The 20,434-nt window shown below is 56.9% G+C and carries 16 protein-coding genes and 1 pseudogene; 3 read left to right on the forward strand and 14 right to left on the reverse strand.

The window, feature by feature from the left end:
• The 7 genes from VI25_RS17825 to VI25_RS17855 all read right to left on the reverse strand — a co-directional run.
• On the reverse strand, positions 1-739 hold a 739-nt coding region (locus tag VI25_RS17825), incomplete at its 3' end, for an NAD(P)/FAD-dependent oxidoreductase (protein WP_152981686.1).
• 86 nt (positions 740-825) lie between these two features.
• Entirely contained in the window at positions 826-1,167 is a 342-nt protein-coding gene (locus tag VI25_RS17830; protein ID WP_045688291.1) for a hypothetical protein, read from the reverse strand.
• Between the two features lie 58 nt (positions 1,168-1,225).
• Positions 1,226-2,194 carry a bestrophin family protein gene (locus tag VI25_RS17835; RefSeq protein WP_045688292.1) on the reverse strand — a complete coding sequence of 323 codons (969 nt, stop codon included), beginning with the start codon at positions 2,192-2,194 and terminating at the stop codon, positions 1,226-1,228.
• Between the two features lie 145 nt (positions 2,195-2,339).
• Positions 2,340-4,184, reverse strand: coding sequence for a MutS-related protein (locus tag VI25_RS17840; protein ID WP_152981687.1), 1,845 nt, complete (start codon positions 4,182-4,184; stop codon positions 2,340-2,342).
• 106 nt (positions 4,185-4,290) lie between these two features.
• Positions 4,291-5,421: a hypothetical protein gene (locus VI25_RS17845; protein ID WP_152981688.1), complete on the reverse strand. Its 1,131-nt coding sequence runs from the start codon at positions 5,419-5,421 to the stop codon at positions 4,291-4,293.
• A gap of 11 nt (positions 5,422-5,432) precedes the next feature.
• Positions 5,433-6,554 (reverse strand): hypothetical protein, encoded by a 1,122-nt coding sequence (locus VI25_RS17850; RefSeq protein WP_045688294.1) that lies wholly within the window; start codon positions 6,552-6,554, stop codon positions 5,433-5,435.
• Positions 6,555-6,565: 11 nt separating this feature from the next.
• Positions 6,566-6,997 (reverse strand): RidA family protein, encoded by a 432-nt coding sequence (locus VI25_RS17855; RefSeq protein ID WP_045688295.1) that lies wholly within the window; start codon positions 6,995-6,997, stop codon positions 6,566-6,568.
• A gap of 114 nt (positions 6,998-7,111) precedes the next feature.
• On the opposite strand from VI25_RS17855, the pseudogene VI25_RS17860 reads away from it, so the two are divergent.
• The 3 genes and pseudogenes from VI25_RS17860 to VI25_RS17870 all read left to right on the forward strand — a co-directional run bounded on the left by VI25_RS17860 (position 7,112) and on the right by VI25_RS17870 (position 10,396).
• Positions 7,112-7,902: pseudogene (locus VI25_RS17860) on the forward strand (energy transducer TonB).
• Positions 7,903-8,050: 148 nt separating this feature from the next.
• Complete coding sequence (locus tag VI25_RS17865; protein WP_052695169.1) at positions 8,051-9,619, forward strand: diadenylate cyclase; 1,569 nt, start codon at positions 8,051-8,053, stop codon at positions 9,617-9,619.
• Positions 9,620-9,775: 156 nt separating this feature from the next.
• On the forward strand, positions 9,776-10,396 hold the full coding sequence (locus tag VI25_RS17870; RefSeq protein ID WP_045688297.1) for a hypothetical protein: 621 nt from the start codon (positions 9,776-9,778) through the stop codon (positions 10,394-10,396).
• 8 nt (positions 10,397-10,404) lie between these two features.
• Here VI25_RS17870 and VI25_RS17875 read toward each other — a convergent pair whose 3' ends face one another.
• The 7 genes from VI25_RS17875 to VI25_RS17905 all read right to left on the reverse strand — a co-directional run bounded on the left by VI25_RS17875 (position 10,405) and on the right by VI25_RS17905 (position 20,434).
• Complete coding sequence (locus VI25_RS17875) at positions 10,405-10,920, reverse strand: DUF4442 domain-containing protein (protein WP_052695170.1); 516 nt, start codon at positions 10,918-10,920, stop codon at positions 10,405-10,407.
• Positions 10,921-11,060: 140 nt separating this feature from the next.
• A complete protein-coding gene (locus VI25_RS17880) occupies positions 11,061-13,040 on the reverse strand; it encodes a DUF3857 domain-containing protein (RefSeq protein ID WP_045688298.1) in 1,980 nt (659 codons plus the stop codon).
• A gap of 111 nt (positions 13,041-13,151) precedes the next feature.
• Positions 13,152-15,119 carry a DUF3857 domain-containing protein gene (locus VI25_RS17885; RefSeq protein WP_161806974.1) on the reverse strand — a complete coding sequence of 656 codons (1,968 nt, stop codon included), beginning with the start codon at positions 15,117-15,119 and terminating at the stop codon, positions 13,152-13,154.
• Positions 15,106-15,750: a toxin-antitoxin system YwqK family antitoxin gene (locus VI25_RS17890; protein WP_045688300.1), complete on the reverse strand. Its 645-nt coding sequence runs from the start codon at positions 15,748-15,750 to the stop codon at positions 15,106-15,108. Before VI25_RS17890 ends, VI25_RS17885 begins: the two co-directional genes overlap by 14 nt.
• Positions 15,672-18,422 carry a hypothetical protein gene (locus VI25_RS17895; protein WP_045688301.1) on the reverse strand — a complete coding sequence of 917 codons (2,751 nt, stop codon included), beginning with the start codon at positions 18,420-18,422 and terminating at the stop codon, positions 15,672-15,674. The genes VI25_RS17890 and VI25_RS17895 overlap by 79 nt, the downstream gene beginning before the upstream one ends.
• Positions 18,423-18,555: 133 nt before the next feature.
• A complete protein-coding gene (locus VI25_RS17900) occupies positions 18,556-19,101 on the reverse strand; it encodes a PPC domain-containing DNA-binding protein (protein WP_045688302.1) in 546 nt (181 codons plus the stop codon).
• Between the two features lie 79 nt (positions 19,102-19,180).
• A complete protein-coding gene (locus tag VI25_RS17905; protein ID WP_045688303.1) occupies positions 19,181-20,434 on the reverse strand; it encodes a hypothetical protein in 1,254 nt (417 codons plus the stop codon).

Consider the following 20,434-nt stretch of genomic DNA (forward strand, 5'->3'; position numbering starts at 1 on the left):
CGTTGAAGGGTGTATTGGTAGCCACTACTACTGCCTGAGCCTGCACCTCAAGGCCTTCGCGCACTACGGCACGCGCATCCTTGCCACCCTGCACCGCTTCTACGTGGGTGTTGGTAAAGATGCGCCCACCCTGCCGCGTAATGGCTTCGGCCAGGCCGCGTAGGTACTTCAGAATATGAAACTGGCCCTGGTTGGGAAACACCAGGCACTCGCCCGGCTCGAAGCCTTGGGTGCCGGCGGTAGCTTGGCGGCGCAGGCCTTGCAGCCCGGCGCGGGTAGCGGCTGCCAGCTCTTCGTCTAGCTCCTTGGGGGTCCCGGTTTGCGGAAGAAACAAGTAGCCGTCGAGACGGGTGAAATCACAATCGATGTTCTCCCGCTGCACAATTTCTTCTATTACATCTACCGCGGTGCGGTGGCTTTCAGCCGCCAGCTGGGCTCCCTCCTTGCCAAATAGTTCTTCCAGGGTTGTATATCGGTCGTCGAGAGCAAAAGACAGGTGGGCCGTAGTGCGGCCGCTTTCCCCGCTGGCTAGCTCCCCATCTTCAAGTACTACTACCTGCTTGCTCGCCCGGCCCAGCAAGTAGGCCGTGGTGAGGCCCGCAATGCCACCGCCCACAATCACTACATCGGTAGTAAGTGAGCTAGAAAGACGCGGATAAGTAGGCAGCGGCGCAGCCGTAGCAAACCACGATGACTCGGTAACACCAGATGAATGGGCGGGCTTAGGGGTGATAGCCATAGTAGAAGCAATAGGGAAAGGTGAAGTTGCTTTTCCTCTACGCCCCCGCCCGAGAGCTTGTTAACGCCCAGCTTGGTTTTCTGCCTTTATTTTCTCTGAAAGCCGAGGTCTACTAAGGCTGGCACATCTTCTTCTTTTGCGCTGGCAATCAGGACCTGACCGGTTTTGCAGAAGCAGGCAAAGCACACATCAGCAGTACCTGTATTGATTTGCACGTTATCCAGAATTATGCCTCTAGTTTCCAAATATTGCTCTGCAGCATTACGAAAGCCAGCAGGTGTGTTCTGCCCTTTATCGGCCCACGGATCAGCGCAGCCAGTCTGTGCGTACTGCACTAGTACGGGATAGTCGTCCCCAAAAAGTGAGTGGTCGCAGGCGGTAGCCAGCGCCGTAAGCCCTCCTAACACGAAACACAAGCTCTTTTTCATAGTAGGCCAAAATAAGGTACCTAGTAGAGAGCCGGCCGGGCTACATACGTTGCAAGACCTAGTACAAAATATCGTCTACGGGTTCCAACTTCGGCGGCACCTCCGTTTCGCCCAGCATCTGGCGCAGGTCAATTTCAATGGACCGGCAAATCGACGTCATTGGCACGTCGTTCATGTTGTTCTCGAAGGGATTTTCACTGTTATGGCCTACTGTTTCAATGGTAGCAAACACCCACGACACCAGCACCGAGAAGGGCACGGTGAGCCACATGTGCAAGGGCCCCAGCTTAGCAAACTCCGTGACCAGACCCAGGGGCATTAAGGCCGTGAATAAGTACACGAACAACATACTGTAGAAGGCATACTGGCGCGGGAAAGGCGTGTTCTTGATCCGCTCGCAGCCGCCTTGCAAGTTATAAAGCGTTTCCAGCGTGTTCATCATCGTCACGTGCTGGAAGTCGTTGAGTAGGCCGCGCTCCTCGCGCAATATGCGCAGGGCGGCAGCCTGTTGCCGAATGAGCTGGGCGGGTGGGTTGGCCGTGTTGCGCAACTTCTCCGATTCTTCCTCGTCCAAAAATGGCGCTACGGCGGCATCCCACTGCCCCGGCTGGCGGCGCAAATGAATGCGCAGGGCATTGCACCATGCTATTTGCCGGTACACCAGTCGGCGGTGACGCTCGGTTAGCTCGGAGGCCGAGGCGCGTGGGGCTTCCACGCCAGGGGCATCTACTACAGAGGTGATGAACTCCAGAATTTGGACGGCACTGGTGCGGCTGCTGTTCACAATACCTCCCCAGAGCTGCCGCCCCTCCCAGAAACGGTCGTACGAGCCGTTGTTTTTGAAGCCAATGTAAAAGGCAACTGCCGTACCCAGCGTAGCTACCGGCTGCCACGGAATAGCCACCGAACGAAAGTGGAGGGGCCCGTAGATCAGGCATACCAGTCCGCTGTACAGGGTAAACAGGACGATAGGCTTCCAGCCTAATTTCCAGATGATGCGCCAGCGCAGATTTTCGCGGATGTACACGGGTAAGCGGGGTAATGTGAGAACTTCAGGGAACAGCAAACTAGCGCCCTGAGCTTGAATTTACTTAACAGGCTCTTGGCTTGCACTACCTACGCTTACGGCCCACGGCTACTCTCGTGTTTCCTTTACCAAAGTTTCTTTTCACCTATTCCAGCACAATGCCCATTAGGCGCATGAGCTGGCTGGCGTTGAAGGCCCGGCACACCCCGGGCGTGAGGTGGTAGTCGAAGCGCAAGGTGCCGTCGGGCTCCAGAAAACTATTGAAGCTGAAGTTGCGCACGGTGCCGGGCAGTTCTTCCTCCAGGGCCGCCAGTTCTAAGTCGTGGGTGCTGATGAGGCCACTTGCCGGCCGCTGACGAAGCTGGTGTACCAACGCCCGCGCCCCGCGGTGGCGGTCCTGAGAATTGGTACCCTTCAGAATTTCATCGAGCAGGTAGAAAATAGGTAGCTCCGCCGCGGCTGGTGCCTCGGCCAAGTCCAGTAGTAAGCGGAGGCGCTTGAGCTCGGCGTAGAAAGAAGACGTGTTTTCGGCCAGGTTGTCATTGGTACGCATGGCCGTGTATACCTGCGCCGGACTGCTATGAAAACGACGGGCCGCCACTACTGCCCCTGCCTGGGCCAGTACCAAGTTCAGGCCCACCGTGCGCAGAAACGTGCTTTTTCCGGCCATGTTGGACCCCGTCACTACTACGGTTTGGCCGGCACCGCGGGTACTGAAATCGTTGGTAATGCGCTGATGATCGAAAATCAGCGGATGGCCCAAACCTTCCGCTACCACTTCCAAGGTTTCTGCACTCAGAGTAGGCTCGGAATAGGTTGGGTTGGCAAACCGGAAAGCCGCCAAGCTTACCAATGCATCTAGCTCGGCGGCGGCCTCCATCAAGGGCTCTAGTCCGCCAGCTAGCTGGCTTTTCCAATTATCAAGTTGCCACACTCCCCACAGGTCCCAGAGGAAAAGCCCGTTCACAGCACCCGCTACGGCGGGGTTTTGGCGCAAGGAAAACCACCCCGCAATGCGTGCCAATTGGTTGAGTAAGGCTGCCGCCGAAGTGCCTTCGGCTACCTGCAGCGTGCGGTGCAACCGGCGCAACACAGGTGCCTGCCACTCCCGCGCCTCAAATAAGGCTAGTTGGTCGTGCGCTGCCCGGAGGGCGTCGCGCATGGCGGTGGCCTGGGTGTAGTAGTCGGCTCGCACGGCGCCAAAGCGGGCATTTAAGCTGCCAGTAAGCACCAGTGCGCCTAGCAACACCCACACGCCATGGCCGCTCAGCAGCCACACTACGCCCCCCACAGCCACTACCGGCAAAACCATCATTACGGGCAGTAGCCAGCCTTTGCCCGCAAAAAAGTTGGGGTGCCGCAGCCAGGTCGCAAACTGCCGTGGGTCCGACTCTTGCCGGGGGTAGTGCCGGGCGCGGGCCTGCCACTCTTGCTGCCAGGCCACGTCGGGCGCTAGCTCGGCGGTGGCTTGCTGCCGCTCTTGCACCGCTGTGGGCAAGCTGGGGGTTAGAAGCCAAGCTGCCAGCCAGTCTTGCCCCAAGCGGGAAGTACTACGGTTGAGAAGCTGAAACAGGGAATGCGGGCCAAATACATCAAGGTCGGCGGCGTAGGGATGCTGCACGTCGAGGTAGCGGAGTCCTGGGTCAAAGCCCGCAAGCTGGCCTGCTAGGCGCGTTTGCTCGTCGCGGTTGAGTTGGGCCAGCAGGCGGAAGTGCTCCCGTTGGTAGCCCACGGCCGTATGCCAGCGCACAAGCCCTAAGAACACGAGGTAGGCTACGAAAAGCACGCCGAATGCCACCGTAGTTCGCCCGGCCGAAAACAGAACCCAGGCGCCCGCGCCAGCCCCCACAAATACCAGCAGCCGCACCAGGGCCACCAGGCGGTGCCGCCCCGCAAAGTAGGCTTCGCGCTCGGTGTAGTGGGCTAGGTTTTCCTGGAAAAGCTCAGCAGGCGAAACGGACAGGGTACGAGTAGCAGAAGAAACGGGCACGGCAGCAAATTCAGTGAAGCCACGAAGGTACAAAGGGTGGCGCTAGGCCTATCGGCTTTACACGTGCTCGGGTAGTGGGCACGTCCATGCTTATTTACTTGCGCTACTACTGCAAGCGGCGCAATGGGCTGTTGGGCTTCAGATAGCGGGCCATTTCGGCAAAGGTGAAGGACAGGCGAAACTGCTCGTTATAGGTCTTCCGCATGAAGTTCGACATCATGTCGTACTCTACGGAGTAGTTGAAGGAAACGCCGTTTTTCTCGATCCGCATATCACCAGGCCACTTTTCGGGCCCGATGTGTTGACTACGTAGGCCAGCCGCATCTATCGAGTCTAGTCCGCCTGCTTCGCTGGCCAAGTAAGCGGCCAGCTGTTGCTGTAGTTGAGCTTCACAGGCCGCCAGAAAAGCTTTTTCCTTTGCGGGGTCAAGTTCATTCTCGTTAAGCGTCTCGCCAGTACGTAGGTCCACTAGTATCGTCCAAAATCGGCTGTTTACGTTGGCGAACGTGTATTCGTCTCGTAGTGACACGCTCAGCAAGCCCCGGTCGTTATAGGTCACGTCTGAGGTTATGCCGCCGTAGCCTTGGAATGCGCCGTTTTCGTGGTTTCGGTGCTCTTCCTGTAATTCCTGTAAGGTTTGCTCCGATAGATTCTCTATGTCAAAAAGCCAATAGAGCTTTTCCGTGACGCCCATGTCAGAAACGGTGAACTCCGGGGCCGTAAACTCCTCGAAGTAGGTCCGCTCACTCACGTGTGCTTTCTGCACTGGCCCGCTGATGTGGTAGGGAGTGAGCTGCGCCGGAAGCTGCTTGTCTGATTTGGCGCCTTGCCAAGTAACGATTAGGTTACCCTGGGAGGCGGGGCGCAGCCGAAAATACGCGAAGGGATGGCGTGCTTTTCCCCCAGGGCCCCAGCCTGTGGCCACGGTATCGGGGCGTTCTGGGTCTATTTCCCGTAGCCATATCTCCCCATCAGGCGCCAGTATTCCCCATAGTCTAATGGGTTTCTGCTGCTTGAGGTAATAATATATACCGACTACTTCTGTCTTGTTGAGCTGACTGGTAATGGCCAATCGGAACGGGTATCTACCAGCAATGGAGCCTTTGTAGCTGCCTAGCACTGGCACCGTACGGGTAGAGTCGGTGGCAGGAGTTGCTGCCGTAACGGCTGGTGTAGTTGTTTTCGATTCGCAGCTCCACAGGGCCAGCAATACGGCCGCTGCATAAAGTATTCGCACGGAAAGGATAGCTAAGGCAAGCGTTGTAAAGGGCTCTCCGGTTTCAGAAATGACTTTAACTCAGCAGTGGTGAAATGCACCATAAATTCATCCGTAAATAACTTGGATATCATATTTGACAAGGCATCATAGTTCACGGAATGATGACACTGGATTTCATTGCCAAATACAGCGTATTCATCGGTGCTACTCAGCATAAAGTGCTGCTCAAGTAGACCTTGCTTATCGACTGGGTTTAACGCATTTTGCGGGACAGAAAGGTATTTCAGTACCTCTTGGTGCAGCTTTCGTTCCCCTAGCGCCAGGAAGGATTGAAGCTTCTGGGGCTGAATTTCATCAGTGAGTATTATGGGGAAGCCGGTGTTTAAATCAATGGTTCGGGACTCATAGTTATGCCAAGCATTGGCCCCTATTACATCTCGCCGAACGGTAATGCTTAATAGCCCATTGGCGTTATAGTTTTCGGTATACGCTATACTTTCTAAGCCCGTATGGTCTCCGTCTTTTTGCTTTTGCCGCACCTCTTCGAGAAAGCTACTCAGGCTCTGGCTCATTAGGCTTTCAAAAGAAAAATATTGGTCTAGCATTGCCATTAAGGCAGCATTGGGCACGGTAACCACAGGCACCGTGTAGTACTTCAGATAGGTTTTAGACTTAACCTGAGCCGAGGCTACCAACGGTTGAGCAGCTCCGTTTATTCGTTTCATTCGCAGGGGTAGCAGTGTAGTGCCTGATTTGTTATACCAGTGACCTAGCACTTCCGGGTAGTAGCTCAAGCTTATGCTAAACCAACCAGTGGGTACGGTATCCGCCGGGGCCAACTCCCGCAACTCTATGCTTGGGGTAGATAGGCTTGGCTGAATGTGGCCTCGTAATTCCAGCGGCTTGCCTTTCGAGAGGTAATAATAGGTGCCCACTACCGAGCTATCCGTATTGCCAGGGCGCAGCACTAGCCGGATGGGGTACTTCCCATTGAGGTCGCCTTCGTACACGCCCATCATGCCTTGGAGCTTGGCTACATGCTCTGCGCCCCATGAATTCTGCGCCCGTACTGAGAGGCCGCTAATCAGCCATACCAACAAGGCCCAGCAGTACTTGGCCCAGCCAGCCTGCTGGGCAATAGATGTTTTCATACGTCTTGGGCTCAGCTGACTACCGCAATGCACTTTAGCTCGATGGCAATGGGCGTGGGCAGGCAGTTGACTTCCACGGTAGTGCGGCAGGGCTGGTTGCTGCGGAAATACTCGGCGTAGAGGCGATTATAGGTCGGGAAGTCGGCGCGCATGTTGGTGAGGTATACGGTCACATCTACCAGGTCTTCCCAGCGGGCCCCGGCTTCTTCCAGGATGTAGCGCACGTTCTGAAATACGGCGTGGCACTGGCGCTCGAAGTCGTAGGCCACTATACTTCCATCGGCGGCCAGCTCTACGCCGGGCACTTGTTGCTGACCGCGCTGGCGGGGCCCTACCCCGGAGAGGAACAGGAGGTTGCCGACGCGCCGGGCGTGGGGGTAGAGACCTACCGGCTCGGGGGCCCGGCCAGAGGTATGGGCAGTGGAAGAAGTGTCGGGTGCCATAAAGCCAAATCTACCGAATTGCGGCGCTTTTTGCGCACCCTGCGAACCCCAGGGCCTGCTGGTGCGGTTGTTGTGTCGGTTGCTTGCGGTTGTAAGCATCACACTTCCTCGCTCATGACGCCCACTCTCCGCCGTTTTGTCTTGCTGCTGGCCTTGGCGCCAGCTGGCCTCACTACCGTAGTTGCTCAGCAGAAGCTGAAGTACCCTAAGCAGCCCGCCGCCTCCGAAATCTACGACGCGGTGGAGAAGCCTGCCGTGCCACTAGGTGGTGTGGAGGCCTACGCTGAGTACCTAGCCGATAAGCAGCAATACCCCACGGCGGCTCTGCAAAGTGGCACCCAAGGTACTGTTACGGTAAATTTTGTGGTGGAGAAGACGGGCTCTATTTCCAACGTAACCGTGGCCCAACCCGTCTCGCCCGAGTTGGATGCGGAAGCCATTCGCCTGATTAAAGGGGGGCCGCGCTGGACGCCGGCCCAGCACCGGGGTGGTGTAGTACGCCAGCGCGTGAACGTGCCAATTACCTTTCAGATTCCGGCTAATGCCGGCGGTACCGCTGCGGCACCTGGTGGCGCTGCCGCCGAAGGCTCCACTACACAGATTGTAACGCCCGACCAGCCAGCCCGGCCCGTTGGGGGCACCGATGCGTTCTTCGAGTGGATTCAGCAGAACCAGAAGTACCCCGCCCTAGCTCGGCAGCGCAAGGTGCAGGGCCGCGTCATGATGGAGTTCGTCGTGCAGAAAGATGGCTCCCTCACCGACATCAAGCCCATCAAACGCATGGCTCTGGCCTTGATGAAGAAGCTATTCGCCTCATCAAAGCAGCACCTAAGTGGCAGCCTGCCACATATAAGGGCCAACCCATGAAGCAAAAGATGGTGTTGCCGGTTGTATTTACGTTGTAGCCCACCAGCGGCTAGCCAAGCACAACATATTTCGCTTTCGTAAAGTAATTTCTGCGCTGCCTCGTCTGCCTCTGTAGCTAGGCCAACGAGGCTACTACTGTCTGGCTGCCTTAGGGCAGTTCTCCGCCCCTTCTATTCTTTCCTGCTCATGCTTTCCCCCCTGCCTGTAGTATCTGCCCCCCCGGTGGGTTTCGGCACGCCGCTGCCACTTCCTGATTCTTACTCCATTTGGCCCTACCAAACGCGGTTTCGGCAGGCGGCTCAGGCAGTAGCATCCGGCATTTTCGATACGCTTGACGAAGACCTGGACCCCTATGTGCTACTACTGGCGTTGCCGGCCGAAGCAGAAGAGCTATTAGACGCCGAGCCGGCCTCTGTGTGCCTAGAGCCCGAAGACTGCGGCTTGCACCCCAGCTCGTTTGAAGGCTTGGTGGAGCAAGGACGAGTATTTCAACTAACTCAGTCGTGGAATCCACCGGAGCGGGAGCTGATGAGCGAGACGATGATTCAGCGTAAGCTCTCGGCCCTGGGTATCCGGCGGGCCGTGCAAGAGGCGCTGAGTGCTACCGACACGCCGAGCCGCTACGTGCTATTTGCCGGGGCTCCGGTACCCATCGACCGACACTACGTAGTGCCCGTGCTGCGCCTCAACCGCAAAGCCGTCAACAGCTACCCGGCGCTGCAGGAAAACCGTTTCTATACCGATGGCAAGCCCCTATCGCACTCCCTGCTCATGGCCGCCGTCATTCGTTTTCACGAGGAGTGCTTGAAATCCCTCACGGAGCCCGAGCCCGGATCGGGCCTGCTGGTGCGCCCCCGCGAAACCGACGAACTGATTCGGGCGGCGGGCAAGCTGTTTATGGATACGCCGGCCCAGGGCCTGGGCATGAACCCGTCAGCTACCAAGCTATTTGCTACCTGTAATACCATTTCCTCGCTGCGGTACGAGGGCGCCGAAGGCGTGGGCAAGGTTTTACTGGCGCGGCGCGGCCATCCCAACCTATCGGAAGTATTTGCCCTCACCTGCCCTACCCCACTCACCGACTACCGGGCCGTTCGCAAACTCCTGGAAATGACTACCCACGACATCAGCTTGCTGGCCGATGGCGAGAATGTGTATGCTCTGGGTCGCCAGATCGGCCAGTACGATGCCACGCGCGAAGACTTGTTTGTTATCAACTTCGTGAATCACTACGCCTGGGAGTTTCAGCACGGCGGCCAGATACTCATGCGGGCGCATTACGGCTTACCCAGCTTGCCCCGTACTCGGCTCAACCGGGCCAAGTTCCGCCGCGACCTGAAGCGCACCTTCCACCTCACCGACCCTACCAAAGTGGAACGGCTCTGGGATGTTGTGGTAGAAGCCAGCCGGCAGAAGCATGGCACCTTGCTTGTCATCACCACCGAAGCCCTGGCCGAGGCTGATCGTCTCAAGCTACAGTGCACCCTTATCGAGCCGGTACCGCTCACCCCACTCATCACCCGCCTGGTAACGGCCATCGATGGAGCCGTCCTCCTCGATCCTGAGTCTTACTGTTACTCCATTGGGGTGATTCTGGACGGGAAGGCCTCCGGGCACGGCACCAGTACCCGCGGTGCGCGCTACAACTCTGCCATTCGTTACGTTGACAGCTCGCCCTACCCTTGCTTGGCTATTGTAGTCAGTGAAGATGGATTGGTTGATGTTATCACGAAGGACGGCTTACGCGAGGAATAGCGTTCTTTTCTCATAGGTCTGTTCTCATAAACGGCCCGCGTGCTTTACCGGAAGCACGCGGGCCGTTTGCCATTGGTAGCAGTCCGTTTTAGCCGTAGCTTGCGCCCAAGTATTCTATGTTCTTTTCTAGTAGAAAGATCTTTATCCTCGCCTGTAATGAACCGCCGATTATATCTGCTTGCCATCTATGCTGCGGCCCACGTATTCTTGTTTGCTTGTAGCAAAGATGACAACCCGGAGCCTCCCGTTGAGCAGGTTATTCCTTTACAGGTTGGCAACCGGTGGCAGTACCGCGTCTACCTCTATGAGCGCAACGGCACCATGTACGATTCCTCGGGCATCTATACCCGCACGGTGCTGCGCGACACAACCATCAACAAAAGCACCTGGTATATTCTCAACGACCGGACCATCGTTCAGAACACCTCACGAGGCTACGCCTACTACAACGTAGCGGGCAACCTCGACGTCCTACTTTATCCATCTGCTACGTCTGGCAATATTGGGTACAACTACGTGTACCCGACTTATACCCTATGGGTGCTGACTACGCCGGATGCGGAGCTGAAACCCATCCCTGATTCGCGTCAGAAGCTTACGGGCCGGCAGTATAAGCTAGAGTACCAGTACAACTACACTAGCCCGGCTTCGCTTCAGATTCAGCGGCGGCAAGAGTGGGTGGTACCAGCCGTGGGTATGGCGCGTGCCGACCTTTTCTACCGCGACACCGACCTGCTCCAGCGCCGCTTGGAGCTAGAAACCTACACGTTGAAATAACCCGCGCCTTAGGCCTGCTTCGCCCGAAACGACCACGTAATGCGGAAGGTAGCTACCACGTCTCCGGCTGGGTCTACCCCTGTGCTGGTGCATACTACGGTGCGCCCTTCACCAGTAGCCCGACTCTCGGCCAAGGCTTGCCCGATGGCAGCGCCATCCTCACATGTAAAAGCAATACGCCCAACGGCCTTCTTGGTGAACTTGGCTTCCATTCCTACCACTAGCATGGAAGCTGGTGTACCATCTTGCACGTACATCATGGCCAACAAGCCGCTCGCCATTTCGGCGGCCATGCTCAGGCAGGCAAAGTAGATGCTGCGGAACGGGTTTTTGGTGAGGTACTTGAAGGGCACCGTAACGGTAGCACGCCCCAGCGTAACCTCCCGAATGCGCAAGCCGGCTAGGTAGGCCATAGGCAGGCGGCGCAGCAGAAACAGCCGCAGTTTCAGGGGATTCTGAATGGTGCGCCGAAACTGCGCCATGCGGGGCGTATCGGGCGTAGTGGGGGTGGGCTGGGCGTTCATGGCGAGTATGTTGGGAGGTGCAATGAACAAAAAATGCTCGGCATGCTGAGCAGTTAGGTTGCATTTCCGCTTTCCAACGACGACACACAAAGGCCCTGCCTTCGGTAGAAGACAGGGCCTCTTCGGGAAAAGAAACGGGACTAGCCTTTCTTTTCCAATACCAGCACTACTTTATTGAAGTTGGCGGCGGCGTTTACTACTCCCCGGAAGGCTTCAAAGTCCTTCTTGGGCCAGCGAATTTGGCGGTAGTACTCCCGAATAGTCACGATGACTTTCTGGCCCTGCTGCTCATAGCTCGATTTAAACAAGTACTCGGGGCCTTTATCGGTGGGGCCGGCGCTGATGTCCACGTTCAAATCGTTGAGGTTGCGTACCTGATAACCAGCGGGCAGCTCAAACGTGATGGTGCGGTTATAGCGGCGGTTGAAGTCGTTTTCCACGTCGTACTGCCGCTCGTCGGCCTGGTACAGTTCCGACTGCGGCCCTAGCAGCGTACCTACTTTGAACAGGTACTTGGGCCCGGCGCGGTCCAGCAACGCCACCGATTCTACTGTGGCATCCACAATGAATGGCTTTTCCAGCGGGTTCAAGCCGGTTTCAATGTTGGTAGCCTTTATTTGCTGGAACGTAGCATCGGGCACGTTGCTCTTAATGAGTTCCTGCAGTACTTCGGTGCGCTTCTCATCCGGAATCAGGCCGTAGAAGGGCTGAATCTGCTGGGCGTGGTAGCCACCCAGGGTTTCACGAATGGTAACAGTGCTCTTGTCTAGGTTGGGCGCAAACTGCACGGCAATGTCCAGGTCGCTGGGGCTTTGGTCGGCGGCAAGGGTAGGAATGAAGCCCGTGCTGCCTATGGCCGTTTCAGTGCTGCCCAGCTTCACGGTGCGCACAAACAACGCCTCATTAGCCGTCCACTCCGCCGGAATCAGCGGCATCCGATAATCGGGACGGCCCGGAGCCAACCACTGCTTTGTGGAGGGAAAGAAGAACACAAAGTGGTCGAGGTAATTCCAGGAGTCAAACTCCTTGTCGAAAGCGGCGTCCGTCCGGTCCGATGTCACCACCAACTCGTGCGTGATGTTCAGGCGGTTGAAAATGGCCGCGTAGAGCCGGGCCATACCTACCTCGGAGCCAGTACGCGTGGTTATAACGTGCGCTAGGTCCTCCCCCGCCGAATCATCGGGGCGGAAATTCTTCTTGATGTACTGCTCAGCAGCCACCACTTGATTGGTAGGGGGCAAGGCCATTTGCTTGAGCAGCTTGTCCACAGCCTTCTGCTCGTCTTTGGTCCACCCGTATACCCGCCGGTAGAGGAACTGACTGGCATCGGCCCAGGTGAAGAGCCGCTCACGGCCGCGGGCTTGGCTATACGCCATTTTGTATTCTACACGCTGGCGCTCCGCCTTTATGTTGGCAAACGTCTCTTCGCGGGCGGCGGGCACATCGTGCAGGGCTAGGCGTACAATGCGTTTTTCGTTTTGCACCGTGTCGCGCAGAACAACGGACGTGCTGCTAGGGTAGCGCCGGGCTTCAAAGGTGAAAAACTCGGGCGTAATCAACTCAAAGGTTACGTCGCGGGCGGGCACCTCATCTTGCATATAGTTGCGGCCGAAGTAGTTGGCGGGCCGCTCCCGAGTGAAGAGGTATTCAATCTCGCTACCTTTCTCCAAACCCTCCACCGCAAAGATTTTAAAGCCGCGGCCCCCATCTTGGTCTTTTAGCTCCTTCATGTTGGCGGCGTCGATTTCCACCACTTCCCCACGTGGACTGATGGTGCGCGCCTTCAACGACAGCACTTTGCCCCCATCCTGCACGGGCAGGTAGATTTTGTTGTAGCGCTCAATCCCCTCGGAGGTATTCACACGCACAATGTGGTGGTCGAGAGAATAGAGGTGCAGCTCGCGCTTCGCATCCAAGGCGTACTCTTCTACGCGCAGCTCACGCAGAATGAGGGCCGGATTTTGCGCTTCGGCGGTAGTTAGAGTCATCGGCTTGCGCCGGGCCTCCCAATCGTAGGTGCTGTAGGAAAGGCCAGCAGGCAGACTTTGAGCCTGCAACACAGCAGGCAGCGCTAGGGCCACCAGGGTAAGCACCTGGCGGCCGCGGAATAAGATAGACATCACGGGTAAAAAGGGGTAGCGCCTACCCGGGCGAGCGGGCGCAATCTTGTATGATAGATACCAACCATGCGAGCTGACTCCGTTCGTCAGCCGCATCTTCAGCTAGAGCTACTAGGCTTTCTTGCGCTTGAGGATAATAACGTCGCGGTAGGCGCTGCTGAGCTGGTCCACTACGGCATTCCACTGCCCAAACTGCGCGGGCTCCAGCAAGAGGTAGTTCACGTAGAGCTCCTTTTCCTGAATGATTTTGTTGCCCTGCCGCTCATACTTGATGGAGAAACCCAGCACGGAGTCTTGGCGTTGGGCATTGCCAGGCAGGTAGGACACCTCATAGCCAGCTGGAACTTCAAATTCGGTGCGCGTCCGCGTAGTTTGGTAGTAGTCGTTGGTGCGGGCCAGGTGGCGCTTGGTAGCATCCAGGCGGTCGGTACCGTAGGTCTGCTCCAGGTTCAGGTTCACGTACACCTCGTCGTCTACGCGCTGCACGTAGTCTTGCAGGCGGTAGGTGTAGTCGATGGTGAGGGGACGGTCGCGGGCATCGAGGTTCTGTACGGAGTACTTATCCACAAAGAACTTGTTGTTGCCGCGCTCCAAAATGCCCTTCACGGCTTTGGCTTCGTCAGTTTTCCCCAGCCCATCAAGGTGGTAGGCCTCAAATACTTTGGGGTAGCCGCTTACGCGTCGTTGACCCATCCCGCGCAGTCCCGTCGTGCCGTCAAGCGTCACAAAGGAGCTATCTATGGTGCGGTTTTGCTCGCGCTTTATGATGGGCACTTCCACCACCTTGCACTGCTGGCCATCGAGGGCAAGCAGGGCTTCCTTACCCTGAATCATGGAGGAAGGAAAGCCGAAGGGCGTGTGCTGACTGGTGGCGTCGAGAAATACGTACTCCCCCGGTCGGGGCTCATAGGTCGTAATCATATGGTTATCCACCCCGGGCGTGGCTAGCTCACTATAGCGGTAGGGCAGGTCGCGGGTGCCAATCCAAGTCCGGTATGACTTCACGCCCGCTATGCGTAGCATTTCGTGCAGCAGGTTAGCCATGTCCTTGCAGTCGCCATAGCGGTTAGCATACACGCGGCTAGCATCGTGCGGAATAAAGCCCCGCAGGCCGTTTTCAAAGGCAATGTAGCGCACGTGGTCCTGCACCCAGTAGTAGATGCGGGCTACCTTTTCCGGCTCGGTGCGGGCCCCCACTACTAGGGAGTCAACCACTTTGCGCAGGGCGGGGCTTTCTTGCTTATCGAGATTAACTACGAAGCCTTTGTAGAGGGAGTACAGTTCGGGCACTCCTCCCAGCAGGCGGCGGGGCTGCCCGTTCACGAGGGCCTCTTCCACGAAATACACCACGTGGGGAGCGTAGTAGCTCGCCTCGGGGGCATTGTCTTCGTGCTGCATGGGTGGCAGGTTCTCGGCTACCCAACGGTACACAACCGAGCCGCCTTTTTCGGTTTTGGTAAACGTGACGCTACCCTGGGGAATATGAAACTCCTTGGTATTGATGCGGACACCGCGCGGAGCCGTAACCACTAGCTCGGCGTGGCGCACGGGCAAGTAGGAGCCAAAATAGAACGGCATGAGGAAGCGGGCATCGGGCTGGCGCATGGTGTAGTCGCACACGGTGCGCACGCCGGGCGCAATAGCCGGGTAGCTAAACTTGGTAACCCGCGCATCATCAAAGAATACCCCCGGCCGCACCTCAAACTGGTCCTTAAAATCGGTAACCTTAAGTGCTTTGTAGTCGTTGGTGGCAGGCAGCAAGGTACGCGCCTCGATTTTCTGCAGGCGGTTGAAGTGGGAGCTGTACACCTGATCGGGAGCGTACATATCCGACTGCGGGTCAAGGTGCAGCATGTCGTAGTGGTGGCGCGCCAGCACCTGCACGGAGTCGCCTTTCACGGCTACCGTTACATCCTGCCGATAATCAAGGTAGACGGCTTTGGCCGTAGGATATTGCTGCTTCATTTGCATGAGCAGCTGCACTGGCTGCTGAGCCCGCGCGGGAGCCCAGCCGGTTAAAAGCAGCCCACACAGAAGCCACAGCCTCCAAGGAGAGGACGATAGGTTAGCGCGCTTCATACACAAACGTGTTCCAGTGAATCTCCTTCTTGAGCGGTTTGCCTTGGGTGTCATAGTACACCGTGGGGCCGTATTTTTCGCCGGCGCGGTAGGTCTCCTCCCGTTCCAGGGTGCCATCGGGGCGGTAGTAGCGCGAGCGGCCGTGGAGTTCGTCGTGGGCGTAGTTTTCTTCTTCCTGTACCTTGCCGTTGGGGTAGTAGGTGGTGAGCACGCCTTGCAGAGTCCCCTCCTGCGAATTCTGGGCCCGACGGAATACCTGGCCGTTTCTGTAGTAGTAGGTGCGGGTGCCGGAGAAGTAGCCCCCTTTATAGGATTCGGCCACGGCGGGCTTGCCGTTAGCAAAAGCGGTACTTACTTGCCCCACTAGCGGCTGCCAAGCTGCGGCACCAGGTTTTCCATCAGCACCCGGGCTACGGAAGCTCACTAGCTCGTTATCCTCGTACAGTTTCTCCGCTATCAGCTCGCCCAGCATATTGTACTGGCGTGCTATGCCCTCGTAGCGCCCATTCTGGTACGTGCGCGTATGGTCAAGCTGGCCGTTTTCAAAGTAGATCAGCCATTCTCCCTCTTCCTCATCATTACGGTAGGTACCTTGTTCATAAGAACGCCCGACGGGTAGTAGGCCTTCCATTCGCCTTCTTTTTTACCGTTGCGGTAGAAGCCCTCCGAAATCAGCTTGCCCGTTTGCGAGCTATAGGCGCGGAACTGACCATTACGGTCGCCCCGGTCCAAACTATATTGAGTTTCAGTTTTGCCATTGGGTAGTCGCCACGACGTATTGCCTTGATAGTCATAACATAGCATGTTGCTTTCCATGCGAGGCTTGCCGCCTGGGTAATGCAAGGTCAGGCTTTTGGTCGTTGGCTCGATTACGATTCGGTCTACTACATGGCCTACGGAGTCGTAAGCCGTAAGCTGGAGCATACGCCCATACTCCATCCACCGCTCTTGGGTTAGCTGCCCACCGGGCGAGTAGCTGCGGGCGGCGCCGTGCATTTGGTCGTTGAGGATGTTGTATTCCTCACTAAGTTTGCCATCGGCGTAGTACTGCTTCCACTGGCCCTGCTGCTGTCCACTCTGGTAGTTGCCAGCGCGTTGCAGCTGTCCATCGAGGTAGTATTTTTCGTACGTCCCCTCCAACGACCCGTCCTTATAGAAATTCCGTTCCCGCAGACGGCCGGTGCTGAAATACTCTTCCTCTAGCCCTTCGGTCTTGCCAGCCGTGTAGTGGCGCACGGTTTGCACGTTACCGTTGCGGTAATTCCAGCGCCACTCACCATCTTGCTTCCCGTTCAGGAAGGAGCCCGTGTATGCCGCGCTGCCGTCGGTGCGCAAGCCCTTCACAACGGTTTTGCCTTTCTTGGCTACGTCGGTTTGAGTACGCACTTTGCCTTGCTCGTCAAAGAAAGCAATACGTGTTACGCGGCCTTGGTCGTAGGTTAACTCAGCGTTGAGGCGGCCTTGACTATCGTAATCCTTGTAAGAGCCGTGCAGTTCTCCCGTAGCCGAGTCGTAGTTTTTCTCGATGCTGAGCTTGCCCGTGGCGTAGTATACTTTCCAGTTGCCAGCGTAGCGGCCGTGGTCGAAGGCACCCGTACTAGCGGGTTTACCGTTGGGATGGAAGTCGCTGTACAGGCCGTGTAGCTCGTCTTGCTCGTAGGTACCCTTGCGCTCTAGGGTCTTGTCGGCGTAGTATACTTCGAAGGGGCCCTGCTTTTTATCGTTGGCGTACCCATAGCGGTACTCGGGCGTGCCATCGGGGTAGGTACCGATTTCGGAGCCCTGCTTTTTATCGGCCTGGTAGGCGCTCTGCAACCGCAGGCGGCCATCAGGGTAATAATATTTAACCTCTCCCTGTCGATTTCCCACTTGGTAGGAGCGCTGTTCACTAAGCTCCCCGCAGTAGTGGAAAAGCTTGGCCGCGCCATCGAGCTCCCCAGCTTTGTACGTTCCGTCTACCGATAAAGCCCCGTTGTCGTGGTACTCCAGGTAGTGCCCATCGAGGCGGCCTTCGGAGTCGTAGTTCGTATCGAAGTTGAGGCGGCCATTGGGGTGGTAAGTACGCCAGTGTCCCGTGCGCTTACCGGCCTCATTGAAGCTCCCTTCCGACGTTATGGAGCCAGCTTCGTCTATGAATATCCAAGGGCCATGTAGGCGGGCATCCCCGTTGCTGAGCTTTTCACCCTCTCCTATTCCGTAGAGTACGCCTTCATCAAACCACCCGGTGCGCCGCTGAGGCTGGGCCGCACTTGCTATCAGCTGACTGGTACGAATTTGCATAATAGCGGGCGACACGGCTTCGCTCATGCGTTCCACCTTGGCCTTGTTGCTTTTTAGCCACTGGGCAGCGCGCTTATCACTGGCCGACGACAGGACGAGGTAGGTGAAGGCCGTTAGGTTGTCGTCGCGGCGTAGCACATCTACCAACGGGCCGTACGCCCGCAGCCACAAGTCGGTCTCTTGGTCGCCGCGGCTAGCCGGAAACTTCTCTACTAGCAGTTGGGCCTGCTTTACAATATTGGCGTCGAACTTTACCTTGGAAGTGTAGTCCTTGCGCAGTGCTACCTTAGAATTCAGTAGCAAGTCCAGGTCCTGAAAGACCTCATTCGGCACAAAGGGAGCTATTTTGGCGTTGGCGTCTACCTCAAAGCTATTGGAGGCAATTTGCTCCGCCATCAGCAGCATTTGCTGGCTGCCTTCACCATCGGGGCTGAGGGCTAGCGCCGTCAGCAAGCTAATTAGGCTACGCGCCGGCTGTCCCTGTTCAATGGCCAACCACGCCAGTTGGTGGTGGGTAGGCGCATACAAGGGCTTCAGCTCCAAGCTGCGTGTCCAGCTAGCTAGGGCGGCTTGGGGCTGGTGCAGAGCATCTTGGCCTACTCCTTGGCTGTACCACAGCGCGGGGTTGTAGGGCATGCGCTTCAGGCCTTCGGCGTACACCTTTAGGGCTGCTTCCCGGTGGTCCTGCTTTTCCTCTGCTTCGGCCAACACTATGTAGGGCTGCGCTTCGTGTTGGCCGAGGTCAATGGCTTGGCGACTAATGCGCACGGCCTCCGGATATTGCTTGTTCAGCAGATAAGACAATCCCAGCTCACCTAGTACAGATACGTAAGCCGTATCAGAAGAAGGCACTGACAGGTATGTGCGGATGGCCCCGGCGTAGTCGCCTTTGTCGTGCAGGGCAATACCTTCCTGGAAAGCTTGTTTGGATGAAACAAGAGCGGCGGGCTGTTGCCCATAACCCGCGGTAACGGCACTCGCCCACACTGCCAGCACGGTGCCCGACGTTGTAAAAACGCGCATTAACTAAGAAAAGGATAGCGTAATGAAGAATATCTACGGCGGTTACGCTCCGTAACGGCCTGCCGATAGTTCCACAAGTATACCTCCATTTCAGCCAACAATCAACATCCACCAATTGGATTCCGCGGGGATGCTACTTTTGTTTCGTTTGGGCGGCTTTTTTCTTTTTACTAGCTGACGTTAACGGATAGACGACCAGCTCTTGGTACCCAAACGTAGCATCAGGCTCCCGCTTAAAATCAAATTCCGGCAGCTCGCCCACCACGATTTCCGCGGTAGTATACACTATATTACCGTCGAGCAAGTGCCCCCCGATAGTGCGCCCCGTAGAATCCGCCACCGACAGGTGCAAGTGGCTACCGTTCGTTGACAGCGTTCCAACTAGGGAGACAATTTCAAAGTGCCCTTGGTACACCGTAGGAGCCTCCCGGTTGGCCAACCGAAGCGTGGTAGTGGTTAGGCTCCCTACGCACGTAAGCACGGCCCCGGCCCGCATACCTTGCTGCTGGGTGAAGGCTAACAGCTGCTGGCGTAGGTCCGCGCCGGGGCGCAAGCGCAAGGCATAGGTACGAAGTGGCGACGACAAAGCAACGGGAGTAGACATAGCAACTGAATGAGTTTGGGCGGCACTAGCCAGCGGCACCAACCCTAGCAGCCCCAAGAGTAAATATCGAATCATGTGGAAAAGGTAAGGGGTAGAACACAGACGGCTGCTGAAGCCGAGTCTACGTTCTACCCCTTACTTAGGCCGTTGGCGCTTACTTATTGAAGCTGACGTTGCCGTAGCGCACCTTAATGTTGACGTTACCACCGCCCGGACGCCGGGTGGGCACTACCCCAAAGCTGCCCTGCATATCGGTAGAGGAAGGACTGTTTTCCTCTGACTCCACCTTCACCAGCCGCTTATCAACCAGGAGTTTGCCGTGGTCTGTATTTACATCAAAGTTAAAGGCTGCGCCGTCGGGGAAGTTGAGTAAAAATGTGCTGTAGCCTCCCTGCAGATTAATCTGGCTGAAGTTTTTCCCCGTGTTGCGCACTTCAAAATTTGGGCAATACTGCACCGTCATGTTCAGCTGGTTGCTGAGCTTATCAATGCTGAACTTGGAGTAGCCCGAAGTGCCGCGCAGGTTACGAACCGTACCCAGCGCTACGTCGCCGTACTTGCTGTGCACCGTCAGGTCCTGCACGGTGCCAATATCAATGTCGGAGTAGTTATTGTTCAGGTCCACGGTTTCGCCAGTTGTCAGGCGAACCTTGGAATACGAAGCATCAATGCTCACCTTGTGCGCAAACGGAATGGCACATTGCCCGTTGCTTATGCGCAGCACGTTGCGCGCCCCTTCCAAGCGGCCCGTGCGCAGACTCCCGTACTCAATTGCCAGCTCAGCAGGGCCGCTTATGTCGCCGGTCAGGCTGATTTCGCCGAATGTATTGTTGAGGTGTAGCGGGGTATTTTTCGGTAGCCAAACGGTGTAGTTTACCTCGTATAGCTTGGTCCGGCTCCAGCACTCCCGGGGCATTGCGCCAAAGCGCGACTTGGCCGCAATGGCGCCGGTAGCGGCATCGTAGTCTAGCAGTTGCACCTGAATCATGTCCTGGAGCTGCTGAGCCTTCTCCTCACTATCGGCCCGCGTAATGATGTCAACGTCGGTGCGTACCTCGTTGCGGTTCCACACGTTCACTTGCACGCGCCCGTAGCGCGTATCCAGGAAGAAAGGCCGGCCATTGGCTGCAAACGTGCGGCTCAGCTTACGAACCTTCTCTACTGCCGGGGTAGTGGCTTCTTCCTGAGGGCCTTGCGCCGTGCTACCTTGGCGTCCATCGGCAGGGGTTCCCTGGGGCACAACAGTGCTAGCGCCTTCAGTTCCTTGGTAGTACTGCACCGCTGCGTTGCTAGCTGGCACGGGCACTACCTGCGCCATAGCCACAGGCACCCCGAGCAGCCAGCCCACCACGGGAAGAGTACGCCGCAGAAATACTTCTACGGAAGTGTCAAGTTTAGAAAACCGCAT

This window comes from Hymenobacter sp. AT01-02, from assembly GCF_000961955.2.
GTDB lineage: Bacteria > Bacteroidota > Bacteroidia > Cytophagales > Hymenobacteraceae > Hymenobacter > Hymenobacter mucosus.

What these genes read in the sequence shown, in the direction of transcription:
- VI25_RS17830 (WP_045688291.1), bottom strand. Translation starts at nt 1,167, where the DNA reads ATGAAAAAGAGCTTGTGTTTCGTGTTAGGAGGGCTTACGGCGCTGGCT.
- VI25_RS17850 (WP_045688294.1), bottom strand. Translation starts at nt 6,554, where the DNA reads ATGAAAACATCTATTGCCCAGCAGGCTGGCTGGGCCAAGTACTGCTGG.
- VI25_RS17855 (WP_045688295.1), bottom strand. Translation starts at nt 6,997, where the DNA reads ATGGCACCCGACACTTCTTCCACTGCCCATACCTCTGGCCGGGCCCCC.
- VI25_RS17865 (WP_052695169.1), top strand. Translation starts at nt 8,051, where the DNA reads ATGCTTTCCCCCCTGCCTGTAGTATCTGCCCCCCCGGTGGGTTTCGGC.
- VI25_RS17870 (WP_045688297.1), top strand. Translation starts at nt 9,776, where the DNA reads ATGAACCGCCGATTATATCTGCTTGCCATCTATGCTGCGGCCCACGTA.
- VI25_RS17875 (WP_052695170.1), bottom strand. Translation starts at nt 10,920, where the DNA reads ATGAACGCCCAGCCCACCCCCACTACGCCCGATACGCCCCGCATGGCG.
- VI25_RS17880 (WP_045688298.1), bottom strand. Translation starts at nt 13,040, where the DNA reads ATGTCTATCTTATTCCGCGGCCGCCAGGTGCTTACCCTGGTGGCCCTA.
- VI25_RS17885 (WP_161806974.1), bottom strand. Translation starts at nt 15,119, where the DNA reads ATGAAGCGCGCTAACCTATCGTCCTCTCCTTGGAGGCTGTGGCTTCTG.
- VI25_RS17890 (WP_045688300.1), bottom strand. Translation starts at nt 15,750, where the DNA reads ATGGAAGGCCTACTACCCGTCGGGCGTTCTTATGAACAAGGTACCTAC.
- VI25_RS17895 (WP_045688301.1), bottom strand. Translation starts at nt 18,422, where the DNA reads ATGCGCGTTTTTACAACGTCGGGCACCGTGCTGGCAGTGTGGGCGAGT.
- VI25_RS17900 (WP_045688302.1), bottom strand. Translation starts at nt 19,101, where the DNA reads ATGATTCGATATTTACTCTTGGGGCTGCTAGGGTTGGTGCCGCTGGCT.
- VI25_RS17905 (WP_045688303.1), bottom strand. Translation starts at nt 20,434, where the DNA reads ATGCGGTTTTCTAAACTTGACACTTCCGTAGAAGTATTTCTGCGGCGT.